16 protein-coding genes are annotated in these 13182 nt (G+C 57.6%); 8 read left to right on the forward strand and 8 right to left on the reverse strand.

Annotated features, from left to right (window positions below):
* Window positions 1-58: 58 nt before the first annotated feature.
* The 6 genes from radA (at window position 59) to ACXAET_RS05840 (ending at window position 5436) form a co-directional block, all read left to right on the forward strand.
* On the forward strand, window positions 59-1420 hold the full coding sequence (gene radA, locus ACXAET_RS05815; protein ID WP_475182458.1) for a DNA repair protein RadA: 1362 nt from the start codon (window positions 59-61) through the stop codon (window positions 1418-1420).
* Window positions 1421-1461: 41 nt separating this feature from the next.
* On the forward strand, window positions 1462-2082 hold the full coding sequence (locus ACXAET_RS05820) for a CvpA family protein (protein ID WP_475182462.1): 621 nt from the start codon (window positions 1462-1464) through the stop codon (window positions 2080-2082).
* Window positions 2079-2420 (forward strand): hypothetical protein, encoded by a 342-nt coding sequence (locus ACXAET_RS05825; RefSeq protein ID WP_475182465.1) that lies wholly within the window; start codon window positions 2079-2081, stop codon window positions 2418-2420. The genes ACXAET_RS05820 and ACXAET_RS05825 overlap by 4 nt, the downstream gene beginning before the upstream one ends.
* 289 nt (window positions 2421-2709) lie before the next feature.
* Window positions 2710-4233, forward strand: a complete 1524-nt coding sequence (gene purF, locus ACXAET_RS05830) for an amidophosphoribosyltransferase (RefSeq protein ID WP_475182467.1) — start codon at window positions 2710-2712, stop codon at window positions 4231-4233.
* Window positions 4234-4500: 267 nt separating this feature from the next.
* Window positions 4501-4749: a hypothetical protein gene (locus ACXAET_RS05835; RefSeq protein WP_475182471.1), complete on the forward strand. Its 249-nt coding sequence runs from the start codon at window positions 4501-4503 to the stop codon at window positions 4747-4749.
* Window positions 4750-4791: 42 nt separating this feature from the next.
* On the forward strand, window positions 4792-5436 hold the full coding sequence (locus tag ACXAET_RS05840) for an SDR family NAD(P)-dependent oxidoreductase (protein ID WP_475182473.1): 645 nt from the start codon (window positions 4792-4794) through the stop codon (window positions 5434-5436).
* A 61-nt stretch (window positions 5437-5497) separates the two neighbouring features.
* Here the strand turns inward: ACXAET_RS05840 and ACXAET_RS05845 are convergent, their stop codons facing one another.
* The 4 genes from ACXAET_RS05845 to tatA all read right to left on the reverse strand — a co-directional run bounded on the left by ACXAET_RS05845 (window position 5498) and on the right by tatA (window position 8011).
* Window positions 5498-6340: an ATP-binding protein gene (locus tag ACXAET_RS05845; RefSeq protein ID WP_224889156.1), complete on the reverse strand. Its 843-nt coding sequence runs from the start codon at window positions 6338-6340 to the stop codon at window positions 5498-5500.
* 118 nt (window positions 6341-6458) lie between these two features.
* Window positions 6459-7334 carry a twin-arginine translocase subunit TatC gene (gene tatC / locus ACXAET_RS05850; protein WP_475182478.1) on the reverse strand — a complete coding sequence of 292 codons (876 nt, stop codon included), beginning with the start codon at window positions 7332-7334 and terminating at the stop codon, window positions 6459-6461.
* Window positions 7331-7789 carry a Sec-independent protein translocase protein TatB gene (gene tatB / locus ACXAET_RS05855; RefSeq protein WP_068331639.1) on the reverse strand — a complete coding sequence of 153 codons (459 nt, stop codon included), beginning with the start codon at window positions 7787-7789 and terminating at the stop codon, window positions 7331-7333. Before tatB ends, tatC begins: the two co-directional genes overlap by 4 nt.
* Before the next feature lie 6 nt (window positions 7790-7795).
* Complete coding sequence (gene tatA, locus ACXAET_RS05860) at window positions 7796-8011, reverse strand: twin-arginine translocase TatA/TatE family subunit (protein ID WP_068331640.1); 216 nt, start codon at window positions 8009-8011, stop codon at window positions 7796-7798.
* A 219-nt stretch (window positions 8012-8230) separates the two neighbouring features.
* On the opposite strand from tatA, the gene ACXAET_RS05865 reads away from it, so the two are divergent.
* Together ACXAET_RS05865 and ACXAET_RS05870 are read left to right on the forward strand one after the other, a co-directional pair.
* Window positions 8231-8536 (forward strand): hypothetical protein, encoded by a 306-nt coding sequence (locus ACXAET_RS05865; protein WP_068331641.1) that lies wholly within the window; start codon window positions 8231-8233, stop codon window positions 8534-8536.
* Between the two features lie 21 nt (window positions 8537-8557).
* Complete coding sequence (locus ACXAET_RS05870) at window positions 8558-9229, forward strand: helix-turn-helix transcriptional regulator (protein ID WP_068331643.1); 672 nt, start codon at window positions 8558-8560, stop codon at window positions 9227-9229.
* Between the two features lie 39 nt (window positions 9230-9268).
* Here the strand turns inward: ACXAET_RS05870 and ACXAET_RS05875 are convergent, their stop codons facing one another.
* The 4 genes from ACXAET_RS05875 to ACXAET_RS05890 form a co-directional block, all read right to left on the reverse strand.
* Window positions 9269-10435 (reverse strand): peptidoglycan DD-metalloendopeptidase family protein, encoded by a 1167-nt coding sequence (locus ACXAET_RS05875; RefSeq protein WP_475182492.1) that lies wholly within the window; start codon window positions 10433-10435, stop codon window positions 9269-9271.
* 62 nt (window positions 10436-10497) lie between these two features.
* Window positions 10498-11148 carry a protein-L-isoaspartate(D-aspartate) O-methyltransferase gene (locus ACXAET_RS05880; RefSeq protein WP_068331646.1) on the reverse strand — a complete coding sequence of 217 codons (651 nt, stop codon included), beginning with the start codon at window positions 11146-11148 and terminating at the stop codon, window positions 10498-10500.
* Entirely contained in the window at window positions 11145-11927 is a 783-nt protein-coding gene (gene surE / locus ACXAET_RS05885) for a 5'/3'-nucleotidase SurE (protein ID WP_475182498.1), read from the reverse strand. The genes ACXAET_RS05880 and surE overlap by 4 nt, the downstream gene beginning before the upstream one ends.
* 121 nt (window positions 11928-12048) lie before the next feature.
* Window positions 12049-13170, reverse strand: coding sequence for an ABC transporter ATP-binding protein (locus ACXAET_RS05890; RefSeq protein WP_475182502.1), 1122 nt, complete (start codon window positions 13168-13170; stop codon window positions 12049-12051).
* Window positions 13171-13182 lie beyond the last annotated feature (12 nt).

A 13182-nucleotide genomic window follows, 5' to 3' on the forward strand; every position in this document is an offset into this window, starting at 1 on the left:
CGGAGAGGAAAGCCCGCAGGGGCTTGAAGAACCGCCCAACCTCGGGCACCAAGGCCGCATGGCAAAAACGACTTTCTCCTGCTCGGCCTGCGGCGCGTCGCATTCGCGCTGGTCCGGGCGTTGTGACGCATGCGGTGAATGGAACACAATCACGCAAGACGTGCCCCTTTCGGCTGGACCCGCGAAAAAGTCACTCGGTGGTAAACGCGGCCAGTCTATCACCCTCACCGATTTGTCCACCGAGGAAACGCCCCCACCCCGCACGCTCTGCGGTGTCGAGGAACTGGACCGCGTTCTCGGCGGTGGCCTTGTCCCCGCTTCGGCGCTGCTGGTCGGTGGAGACCCCGGCATTGGCAAGTCCACCCTTTTGCTTCAGGCCGCAGCGCGGTTTTCCCGCGCGGGCGTCAAGACCATCTATGTTTCGGGCGAGGAAGCCAGCGCGCAGGTCCGTATGCGTGCACGGCGTCTGGGGCTTGAGGACGCGCCAGTTCAACTTGCCGCCGAAACCAACCTGCGCAACATCCTGACGACGCTCGAGGCCGAAAAGCCCGGCCTTGCCATTATCGACTCGATTCAGACGATGTGGGCAGACAATGTGGACAGCGCGCCCGGTTCGGTATCACAAGTCCGGGCCGCAGCGCATGAATTGACCACGTTTGCGAAACGACATGGTGTGTCAATCATCATGGTCGGTCATGTTACCAAAGAAGGCCAGATCGCAGGCCCGCGTGTGGTCGAACACATGGTTGATACCGTTTTGTACTTTGAAGGAGAGCGTGGTCACCAATTTCGTATTCTGCGCGCCGTCAAAAACCGGTTCGGCCCAGCTGACGAGATTGGTGTATTTGAGATGACCGGCAAAGGGCTGGCTCAGGTCACCAATCCTTCGGCCTTGTTCCTGTCGGAACGTGGCACCCCCAGCCCAGGATCTGCCGTTTTCGCCGGGATAGAGGGCACACGCCCCGTACTGGTTGAGTTGCAGGCGCTTGTGGCCCCCTCGCCCCATTCTCAACCCCGCCGAACCGTCGTTGGATGGGACAGCGGGCGGCTGGCCATGATCCTTGCCGTGCTCGAAGCGCGCTGCGGCGTGCCTTTTGCGGGGCTTGACGTCTATCTGAATGTGGCCGGAGGGTTGAAAGTCAGCGAACCCGCCGCAGACCTTGCGGTCGCCGCCGCCCTGCTCAGCGCCCGCGAAGACACAGCCTTGCCCGCTGATACAGTCGTTTTCGGAGAAATCTCGCTATCCGGGGCACTTAGACCGGCCCCACAAACCGAAAACAGGTTGAAAGAGGCGCAAAAACTTGGTTTCAAATCGGCCATTGCTCCGGCGGGTGGCAAAACGGGTACTGTGGCAGGTCTGACACTCACCCGACCCTCTGATTTGGTGGGGTTTGTTGGCGAAACCTTCGGAGCAGGTTAAGATAGCACCTTAAGGGGCTGAAAAAAATACAGGCGAGGGCCATGGAAGGTTTTACAATTATCGACGGGGTGGTTGCCCTGATCATCGTCGTGTCGGGCCTACTGGCCTATTCCCGAGGGTTCCTGCGCGAGGTTCTGGCCATCGCAGGCTGGGTCGCGGCCGCCGTTCTGGCCTTTATCTTTGCGCCACAGGCTGTCCCGCTGGTGAAGGAAATCCCGGTGGTCGGAGATTTCCTACGCGACAGTTGCGAACTATCCGTAATAACCGGTTTTGCGGCGGTTTTTGCCATCGCGTTGATTGTGGTCAGTATCTTCACACCGCTGTTTTCGTCGATCGTTCAACGTTCAGCCCTTGGCGGGTTGGATCAGGCGCTTGGCTTTTTCTTCGGAATCGCGCGAGGCATCCTTCTGGTTGCCATCGCCTTCTTCGTCTATGACACGATCATGACCGGCCAATCCTACACGATTGTAGACGAAAGCCGTTCTGCCAAAGTGTTCGAACAATTTAGCGACCGGATCGAAGAACAAAACCCGGAACAGGCTCTGGGATGGGTTACGCAGCAATATGAAGAGCTTGTTGCAAGCTGTGGTGCTGACACCCAAACCACGCAAGAGCCAGCGGCCCCTGCCGCGGACGAAACTGCACCTGCTACCACTGAATGAGAAAAAGCCCGGTTTTTACCGGGCCTTTTTTTCGTAACGACTCGATGGGTGAGTTAAACGAAACCTTCACCCGCGCAGACAGTGCACCTCATCGTTTTCAGGCCAAAACACCCGTCGCAACGTCCAAAAATCGGCTTGCCGAGAATATCACGACTTTTTACAACCTCGCCTGCTCCGTTGCAGATAGGGCACGGCGCGCGCCCCATGCCGCGGCAACGATGGCACCGGCGCTTTGTATGCTCTTCCTTTTTTTGCCCTTGCTTGTGTTCCCACATGGCCAAGCCTCAATTGAAACCAAATACATAATCGTAAACTTTTATCCTGATATCACAGCATAAGGTTGACCCTGTGTCACCTTTTGATGCCGGGACCAGAAAAACCTTGTACAGGAATTCACAATTGTGATCCTTTGATGACACAGGTCGCGTTAGGCATTATGTGGATGCCGAACTGACATGGAATCGGAGCTGCCGATCTTGCTGTACCCGTTTTTTCTTCGCGCCTGTTCGCGGGACATTGACGTGTCTGCGTCATTCGTCACAGCGGCACTGCCGGGTACAATACCAGCTATCCAGATGTTCAAGCCATCATCGCTAGTGAAAACGTCGTAGAAATTGGAGCCCGTACATGTGTGGGATTTTGGGGATCGCAAGCAAGACGCATGATGTCTTTGCGGAAATCTATGACGGGCTGCTCATGCTGCAGCACCGGGGGCAGGATGCCTCGGGTATTGTCACTTACAATGGCGAGTTCTTCCGCGAGAAAAAGGCCAATGGTCTGGTTAAGGATGTGTTTAACGCGCAAGACGCTGAAACTCTGTTGGGCAGGATAGGATTGGGCCATGTCCGCTATCCGACCGCAGGATCACTGAGCGCGGCAGAGGCTCAGCCCTTTTTCGTCAACGCACCCTATGGCATTTATCTGGTCCACAATGGCAACATCACCAACACGGCTGAACAGCGCGAGAAGGTGACCGCCAAGTACAGTCGCCATCTGCGGACCACATCAGATTCCGAAATTCTGCTGAATGTGCTGGCGGATAAAGTGGCCGACGCAATCAAGGTCAACGGCAACGCCGAGCCGATCCGCAACATCTTTGCCGGTGTAAAAATGACGATGGAACGTGTTCAGGGTGCCTATTCGGTAATCTGCTTGGTTGCCGGAGTTGGTATGCTGGCGTTCCGCGATCCGTTTGGAATTCGCCCCTTGTCGGTTGCTAAGCGCGAAGTGGATGGTGCCGGAGACGACTATGCTTTTGCCTCGGAAGACGTGGCTTTTGGGATCAACGGGTTCAAGAAACTGCGGGACCTCAAGGCGGGTGAGGCGATTTTGATCGATCTGGAAGGCAACATGCACACTTTCCAGGCCGTCGAAGGCCGGTTGACCCCCTGTATTTTTGAGTATGTTTATCTGGCGCGTCCAGATTCATTGCTAGACGGTGTGTCGGTTTACAAAACTCAGATGCGTATGGGTCAGACGCTTGCCCACCAGATTGAGGAGGCGGGTCTGGAAATTGACCGGATCATTCCCGTACCGGACAGTGCCCGCCCGGTCGCGCTGGAAGTCGCCAAGGCCACGGGCATCCCCTATCGCGAGGGTCTGGTCAAGAACCGTTATGTCGGCAGAACCTTTATCATGCCCGGTCAGGAAGAGCGGCAGAAGTCCGTGCGCCGCAAGCTGAACGCCGTTCCGCTTGAGTTCAAAGACCAAAACGTTTTGCTAATCGACGATTCGATCGTGCGCGGGAACACGATCAAGAAGATCGTTCAGATGTGCCGCGAGGCCGGTGCCAAGAAAGTCTACGTCGCCAGCGCCTCTCCGCCCGTGAAGTTCCCAAATGTCTACGGCATCGACATGCCTACAAAGCACGAATTGATCGCAAACGGCAAAGAGATTGAAGAGATCCGTCAGGAACTAGGGGCAGACGCCCTGTTCTATCAGAACCTTGAGGATCTGATCTGGGCCGCCAAAGAAGGCAACCCCGAGATCGAGTCTTTCGACTGCTCGTGCTTTGACGGCGATTACATCACCGGCAGTGTCAGCAATGACTATTTGAACAGCCTCGAAAACAGCAGTCGCGCGAGCAAGAAAAAAGAAGACATGCAGATGCCGGGTGGCTCGTGGAACCGGGCGGAACTGGCATCAGGATAAGCTTTTTCGCGAATCAATATCTTGATCGGCCTGCATCACAAAGGTGATGCGGGCCATTATTTTTGGGTCTCAGGATGGGATGAGTGGATTTTTGCGCACAACCCTTCGATGAAGAAATCGCAATCCCAATGGCTTCGGCGATAGGGCTGATCGTATTGCCTTGAAGCGACGTCAGATAGGCTTTTACTTGGCCTATCTGTTTGCTAGTTCGCCGTTTGCCAACCACTCACAACAAGGGGCCGTGCCAAGGCGGCAGGGCCGAACTTCATGTCGAATTCAACTGTCGAAAGCGCAGCGACGCAAAAGGGTGCGCTGAAGAAAAACTCTGTTTCTGTACTTGGTGTCTTTGGTTCCTCGCAGGATATGCGCGCGCTTATCCGATTGTCCTCTGGACGCATCAAAGAAATAAAACCAGGCAGTCGCGTAGCGTCGGGGACCGTGATGGCGATCGATCCCGAAGGCATCATGCTGCGACAAAGCGGCCAGACCAAACGGATCGCCATTCCGGGCGGCTAATCCTGTCTTGACGCCCTGCGCCCATGGGTCCAAACCGCTGTCATGACCGATCAGACCAAAATTGCACTTGTTACCGGAGCTTCTCGCGGCTTGGGCGCTGCCCTTGCCGAGGCGCTCGCGCCCGAATATCACATCGTCGCCGTTGCCCGCACGACGGGCGGCCTGGAAGAGCTGGATGACCGCATTCAGGCCAAAGGTGGCGCGGCCACGCTGGCGCCGATGGATATTGCCGATCCGAACGCCATGGCGACCTTGTGCCGTGGTATTCATGACCGTTGGGGGAAAGTAGACTTGTGGCTGCACACAGCGGTCCATGCCTCGGCCCTGACGCCGGCACATTTCATCGACCCGAAAGAATGGGCAAAGGCGTTCAGCATCAATGCAACTGCCACGTCTGTGCTGATCCCCTACATCGCGCCTTTGTTGGGCGAGACTGGCCATGCTGTTTTCTTTGATGACCCGAAGGCAGGTCAAAAATTCTATGGCATCTATGGCGCAACCAAAGCCGCTCAGTTGGCGCTGGCTCGCAGTTGGGCGCTTGAGACGCAACGCACTGGTCCGCGGGTTTCAATTGTCGAGCCGTCGCCCATGCCCACCGCCGTGCGCGCGCGGTTCCACCCCGGTGAAGATCGCGATGCATTGACCAGAACGGCAGACGAAGCCGCACGGATTTTATCGCTGCTTTAGTGTATGGCCCTTTGGGCCATGCCTCCGGCGGGGATATTTTCAGCCAGATGAAGCGTGCAGGCTATGCGATATGCACACCGTTGCGCCCAGCCAGATCAACAAAGAATTGCCAAGCCACGCGGCCCGAACGCGCGCCGCGTGTCGCCTGCCATTCGATGGCTTCTGCGCGCAGCAAGTCCGCATCAACCGATACGCCGTAGGCACCGCAATACCTGTCGATCATCGCAAGATATTCGTCCTGATCGCAGGGATGGAAGCCCAGCCAAAGGCCGAACCGGTCCGATAGCGAAACTTTTTCTTCGACCGCCTCAGACGGGTTGATGGCGCTGGAGCGTTCATTCTCGATCATGTCCCGCGGCATCAGGTGGCGGCGATTGGATGTCGCGTAGAAGACAACGTTCTCGGGGCGACCTTCGATGCCTCCGTCCAGCACGGCCTTCAGCGATTTATAGTGCTGGTCGTCGTGACTGAACGACAAATCATCGCAGAACAGGATGAACCTGTGCGGTGCAACTCGCAGGTGATTCAGCAGGCGAGCGACCGAGCCCATGTCTTCACGCTGCAGCTCGACCAGTTTCAGGTCTGGGTAATCGGCTTGTAGTGAGCCATGAACGGCCTTAACGAGGCTGGATTTTCCCATTCCGCGCGCACCCCACAAAAGTGCGTTATTGGCCTTGAAACCAGCCGCAAAGCGGCGCGTGTTGTCCAACAGCGTATCTCGGGACCGGTTGATGCCAATCAACAGCTCCAGATCGACGCGGTTGACCTGTGTGACCGGCTCAAGCCTATCGGGTTCAATATGCCAGACAAAGGCGGGAGCGGCACCGAAATCCGGCGCGGCCAAAGGGGCCGGTGCCATGCGTTCCAGTGCATCGGCAATTCGGTTCAGGGCTTGGTCATCCATTCGGGCCTCCGGTCGTGACTTGGCGGGTTCAAACCATGTTCCGAACGGCGCAACAAGTGCCTCGGACGAAAAAGGCGCGCCAATCATTGGCGCGCCTGCTTTCCAACTCTTATCGGATTTACTTGCCGTCTTCTTCACGGATGATCTCGTCGTCCGCCTCTTCTTCGTCGTCATAGTAACCGTCTGCGCGCAGTTGCTCTTCGCGCTTCTTTTCAACGCGAGCCACAAGGAAGATCGACACTTCATACAGCCCGTAGACCACAACAAAGAGAATGATCTGAGTGATTACGTCTGGCGGTGTTACAAGCGCGGCCAGAACCAGAATGGCGACCACGGCATATTTACGCACGCTGCCAAGCCCTTCGGCGCTGACAAGGCCTGCCTTTCCCATCAGCGTAAGGAGAACGGGCAGCTGGAAGCACAGCCCAAACGCCACGATGAACTTGATCGTCAGGTTCAGGTATTCCTGCGCCGAGCCTTGAAACACCACGCTGAGCGGAGCGGTAGCCGTGCCTTCAACAACGGCTTCGCCTTCTGCACCGAACTGCTGGAACCCAAGGAAAAAGTCATAGGCCAGCGGCGTGACGACGTAAAACGCAAAGCTTGCCCCCAGAAGGAACATAAAAGGCGAGGCCACCATGAAAGGCAGAAACGCGTTCTTTTCCGACTTATAGAGACCGGGGGCCACGAACCGCCACATCTGCATGCCAATGTAAGGAAAGGCCAGAATGAACCCGCCCAGTAATGATACCTTGATGGCGACAAAAAAACCTTCCTGCGGAGAGATAAAGATCAGACCGCAATCCTGCCCCCGTTCTGCCAGCACGTCGCACAGGGGACGAGTGAGGAAGTTAAAGATCGGCGTGGCAACTGTAAAACAGATGATCATGCCAACCAGAAACGCAACGACACAGTGAATCAACCTTGTGCGCAGCTCTGCAAGATGCTCGATCAATGGGGCCGAGCTGTCTTCGATCTCGTCAGTGTTGGTCATGTCTTGCTTTCAGTTTTCAGCGCGGCCTCGGCCTCTTCGGCCTTTGCAAGAGCATCTGCGGCTTCCTTGGCCTTGCGTTCGGCAGCGGCGCGGGCGGTCGTGGCCTGAATCTTCTTGGCCTGCTCGGCCCGTTCAGCGGCCAGTTTGCCCGTCTCGCTATCGGGGTCGAATTTGGTCGGGTCGATGCTGCGTGCCATGTCCTGTGCGGCTTCTTTCACACCGTCCATGGCGCTGCTGACCGGGTTGGCCGCCGCATTCAAACCCTTCTTGATTTCGTTGACACCCGCTTGGTCCGCCGCTTCGTTCATGGCGCTGCTGAATTCGCGCGCCATTCCACGGGCCTTGCCGACCCAACGACCGACATTGCGGAACAGCACCGGCAGGTCCTTTGGCCCCACAACGATCAGGGCAACAATGCCGATGACCAAAAGCTCGGTCCAGCCCAGATCAAACATCTTCGTTTAGGCCTTATCTTTTTCTGTCTCAGGCGTAACGTCCTTTGCCACTTCGGCAGCGTCTTGCTCTATCTCGTCGGTGCCTTCTTTTACGCCCTTCTTGAACGATGTGATGCCCTTGCCCACTTCGCCCATCAACGAACTGATCTTGCCGCGGCCAAACAGTACCAGTACCACAACGGCGATCAGCAGCAGGCCGGGAAGGCCGATATTATTGAGCATGTGTCTTCTCCTTGTACGTCGACGCCAGGCGCCGGGAATATGATCTGAGCTTGTGTCTACGCCTGCGAGGCGCGCCGGAAAAGTAGCGGAACGGTGTTCGACGCTCAAATCTGGCCGCATCACACATTTTTTGTAGACTGGTTATTTCCAACTGACAGGTTTATGTCAGTTGCACAGGCGTAGGACACGGTCATCGAAACTTGGTCAACGGAGATACAAATGACCCATGTTGCAGAAATCGTCACCTTCACCCTCACTGACGGCACTTCGCCGGAAGAATACGTGAAGCTCAGCCAAGCGTCTGAGGCGTTTGTCCGCTCAGCCCCCGGATTCGTCCATCGTCAGCTGAGCCAAGGTGAGGATGGACGTTGGACCGATTACGTCATCTGGACCGACTTGAAAGCTGCGCAAGACGCAGCCGCTCAGCTTCCTCAGCAGGAATGTGCTGCTGGCATGATGGCTGCGATCAATCCCGAAAGCATCCAGATGCGCCATGAGAATGTGCTATGGAAAATGACCGCATAAAGGCGGTCAGAACGGCGTGTCATGCGCCGCACTGACCGTCTGTTCGACATCATCCAGATCCTGCGCGACGGCAAACTGCACCGCGCGCAGGACATCGCGGACCGGCTTGAGGTCTCGGTCCGCACGATCTACCGCGACATGGATACTCTTGTCGCCTCGGGCGTACCTGTCGAGGGCGAGCGCGGCGTCGGCTACATGGTGCGCGAACAGATCACCCTGCCCCCCTTAACCCTGACCCCGATCGAATTGGAAGCCTTGAACCTTGGCATGGCTATCGTGGCCGAGGCGGCAGACGCTGACCTCAAAGCGGCAGCCGAAACACTGGCTGAAAAAATCGACGCAGTTTTGCCCACTCAAGTCGTGGCCGAGGCGGATACGTGGAAATTCGCGGTGTATCCCTTTGCGGATGCGGCGCGGGGATTGGCCCACATGGCCCCGATCCGTGCTGCGATCAAATCCCGACAGAAACTACATTTGTCCTATCGTCGCATTGATGGCGTGCTGACCGAGCGCACGATCCGCCCGTTGCATATGGAGTATTGGGGCCGTGTCTGGACCCTGACCGCGTGGTGCGAGTTGCGGGACGGTTTCCGTGTATTCCGCATCGACTTGATCGAAGCCGTCTCACCCCTGCCCGAGATTTTTGCCGATGAGCCGGGGAAGCGGCTCAGCGACTACGACCCCTATAACTAGGTCGCCCCACCAAAGGCGGGTCGAAACCTGCCAGTTCATTTACTGTAAATAGGGCTCGGGATCGACGGCTTCGAACCCTTTGCGCACTTCGAAATGCACGTAAGAATTGTCTCCGCCCCGCAGTGAGGCGATCTGCTCACCCCGGCGCACGCGATCGCCCTTTTTCACCGTTATCTTGTCGACATTCGCATAGACCGTCAGAAGATCGTTGCTGTGTTTGACCACAATGATAGGTACCTGATCTGCATCTGCGGTAATCGCAGCCACGGTGCCCGCTTCGGCTGCTTTTACAGCCGCGCCCGGAGCGGCGGCGATGTCGATCCCCTCGTTCTTGCCCTTCTCATAGGTCCGAATGATCGTGCCTGTCACCGGCAGTCCGAGGGCCGCGCTACTTTGGTTGGTCGGTGCTTCGGCAGTCACATCCGGTGCTGGCTCGGCCGGAGCGATCACCTCTTCCGGCAGCGGTTGCGTTGCACTGGGCGGGGTCGGCGTGGGCGAACCCTGTCCCGGCTGTGTCACGTTGGTGGCGGCTACAGGAGCCTGCTGTGGTGCGGGTTGGTTCTTGATCGGGATCAGCAGGAATTGATCCTCGCGCACGGTAAAGTCCGGACCCAATCCATTCCATTCGGCCAGCGCATCCACGGGCACATCGTAGAGCCGCGCGATGGTATAAGCCGTCTCGCCGCGTTTGACCTTGTGCCGGATCGGCTCGGGCCCAGATGGCGCAGGGGCCGCAGCTGGCGCCGTCGCCGCAGGCTGCGCGGGCTCCAGCGTCGACGTCCGGACCGACCCATCTGTCGGCGCCTCGTCAATCGCAGATCCGGCTATGGTCGCAATATCGACGGTGCTGGCACCACCGACCGGGCGCGGTAAAGCAATCACTTCACCGTCACGTAATTGATCAGTGGGTTTCAAACCGTTGAAACTTGCCAATTCGCCCTCAGGCAATCCAACCCGCGCGGCAACGTCGGCAACCGTATCACCCCTGCGCGCGACGACCACCTGGTAGGTTGGATAAGATATCACCCCTCGGGCATCCGGGGCCGGACGACTAGCAGTCGCGGTTTGCGCGGCGTCCGTGGTCGAAAACCCCCCCACATTTCCACGAAGATCATAATCCAGCGGACCTTCGCACCCCGCAAGGATTACCAAAGCCGTCGCGCCGGTAGCGCAGCGGAGTATCGCTGACTTGGAAACTGCTCTCATCATTCTGTCCTCAACGCCTGCCCGTGTTTTCCGGGGTTCCGCCGCGTGTTGCCTAACAATCCCTAAACCCCGTCCTTTCCAAGTCCCTCTAACAAAGGCACAAAACGAACGGGCAACAACTCATCATAGTCCAGACCGGTCTCGGTCCGCCTGACTCGGATCAGTGTCTGAACCGCATCCGACTGTCCCACCGGCAACACCATGATACCGCCGATTTTAAGCTGCGCCAAGAGCGGCCCGGGCGGATCCTCTGCCGCCGCAGTTACAATGATACGGTCAAACGGGGCTTGCTCGGGCAAACCAAAAGATCCGTCCGTCAACATAGCGGTAACATTGGTCAGGCCGAGGTCACGGAATAGCTGCCCGGTTTCCCGCACCAGCCGCTTGTGACGCTCGACCGTGTAGACCCGGCGCGCCAACTTCGACAGGATCGCCGCCTGATAGCCTGATCCAGTGCCAACCTCTAACACCGTGTCACGCGGACGCACATCCAACGCCTGCGTCATCAGCCCTACCACCGAAGGCTGGCTAATCGTCTGCCCGCACGCAATCGGCAGGGGAGTATCCTCATAAGCGCGATCGGCGAACAAGCCTTTGACGAATTGACCCCGGTCGATCTGTTCCATCGCCGCCAGCACACGCGCATCCGTCACCCCGCGCGAGCGCAGGGCGAACAGAAACTGCATGGTTGTTTCGGGGTCCGGTCCGGTCATTCGATTGTCTTCAATGCCTCAAGCGCATCATGTGCCGTCAGGTCCGCGCGCATCGGCGTGACCGAGATGTAGCCCGCCAGATTAACCGCCGCATCCGTACCCGGCGCGGTTGGGTTGTGCTGATAGCCGCCTTTGATCCACAGGAACCGCCGCCCCGAAGGCGAGCTGTGCGGCTCGACCGAAAAATGCGTGTCACGACGAAATCCTTGCGGCGCGATCCGCGTGCCCAGCACCTCATCTGCAGGCACAGGCGGGAAATTTACGTTGTAGAACAAGCGGTAATCACCCTGATTTTCCGGCGCGGCATCCAGGATTTTTCGCACCAGACCAGCGCCGAACCGGGCCGCTGTTTCAAACGGATCGTCCAGCCCCAGATTCCGTGGCCCAAAATACTGCGACAGGGCAATCGCCGGAATGCCCTGCAAAGCGGCCTCCATCGCGCCGCCGACAGTGCCGGAATAAAGCGTGTTCTCGGCCGAGTTATTTCCCCGGTTGACCCCGGACAGCACCAGATCGGGGCGTGCATCCTTCATCACGTCGTGCAATCCGGCCAAAACGCAATCTGCGGGAGAACCCTCGGCCGCAAACCGGCGCTCGCCCAGTTTGGCGACCATCATCGGGTGCGTGTAGCTGATACAATGTCCAACCCCCGATTGCTCGAACGCGGGCGCAACCACCCAAACCTCACCCTGGGGACCGGCCAGATCTGCAGCGATGGCCTCCAACGCGATCAGACCCGGCGCGTTAATGCCGTCATCATTGGTAAGAAGAATACGCATAAGCCCCATCCGCCGCAGTGTTTCAACCTTGATAGACCCGCCCTCGCGTGGCGGCAAGCAAAGCACGCGCGCAATCTGAGGCTTTCGCGCACCACTTAGGTCAAAACTGCGCGTCTGAACCCTAAGCCTGGAAAACGAAGCAATGACTGCGGCGAACCGTTAACCACATGACCCGCCCAGGATTTGGCACAAACACGTTTGGTACTGTCGTCTTTAAGATTGATCCGTCGTAATCCATCCGAAACTCGACAAGGCTCTCGTTGCCTAAAAAGCGCGCGCGTTCCACAACGCCACGCGCAGCCCTACCGTCGGTTGCAGTAGGCAACGGCCCTTTGCCATTGCGGTCAAAGTCCAACCGAACATGTTGTGGCCTAAACACGATCTCGACATCACTCCCGTCCGGAACGCCCGGAGCGAGGAACTGCCCGAACGGAGTATCAGCCAAAGCACCCTTCACACTGGTCTTTAAAATATTGATATCGCTAAAAAAGGCCATCGCGGCCTTATCAACCGGGCGTGTATAGACGTTGTATGGCGCACCTTGCTGAACGATCTTGCCGCGTCGCATCAAGGCAATTTCATCAGCCATGCGCATCGCTTCTTCTGGTTCGTGCGTGACCAACAGCACCGCGGCGTCTTCTTCCTTGAGAATGGCCAGCGTCTCATCCCGGATTCCATCTCGCAGCCGGTTATCAAGCCCCGAGAACGGCTCATCCATCAGCATGATGCGAGGACGCGGGGCAAGCGCACGGGCCAGTGCCACGCGTTGTTGTTCGCCCCCCGACAAGTGATGAGGAAACTGATCGATGAAGTGAATCAGATCGACCTTGCGCAAAAGCTCCTCAACCCGGGCGCGCTTTTTGTCCTTGTGCCCTTTCAGACCAAAAGCAACGTTGTCGGCAACGCTCAAGTGTGGGAACAGCGCGAAGTCCTGAAACATCAGGCCAATCTCTCGACGTTCAGGCGGGACGCGGAACACGGTGTCGCAAATTAACTTGCCGTCTACGTAGATTTCACCGGATTCCTGCATCTCGACCCCAGCAATCATGCGCAACGTTGTCGATTTGCCGCAACCTGACGGCCCCAGCAGACAGGTGACTGTTCCCGCTTCAACCGCCAAAGATACGTTGTCGACAACGATCCGCCCCTCGTACCGTGCGATCAGATTACGAATTTCCAGACGAGGAGGAGTTGCGTCTACTGTCACCGATGGGTCCCGTTGTCTTTTCCCGATCAAATTCATCGGGCTTAAGCG

This window comes from Ruegeria sp. AWH4_226 (assembly GCF_056159225.1).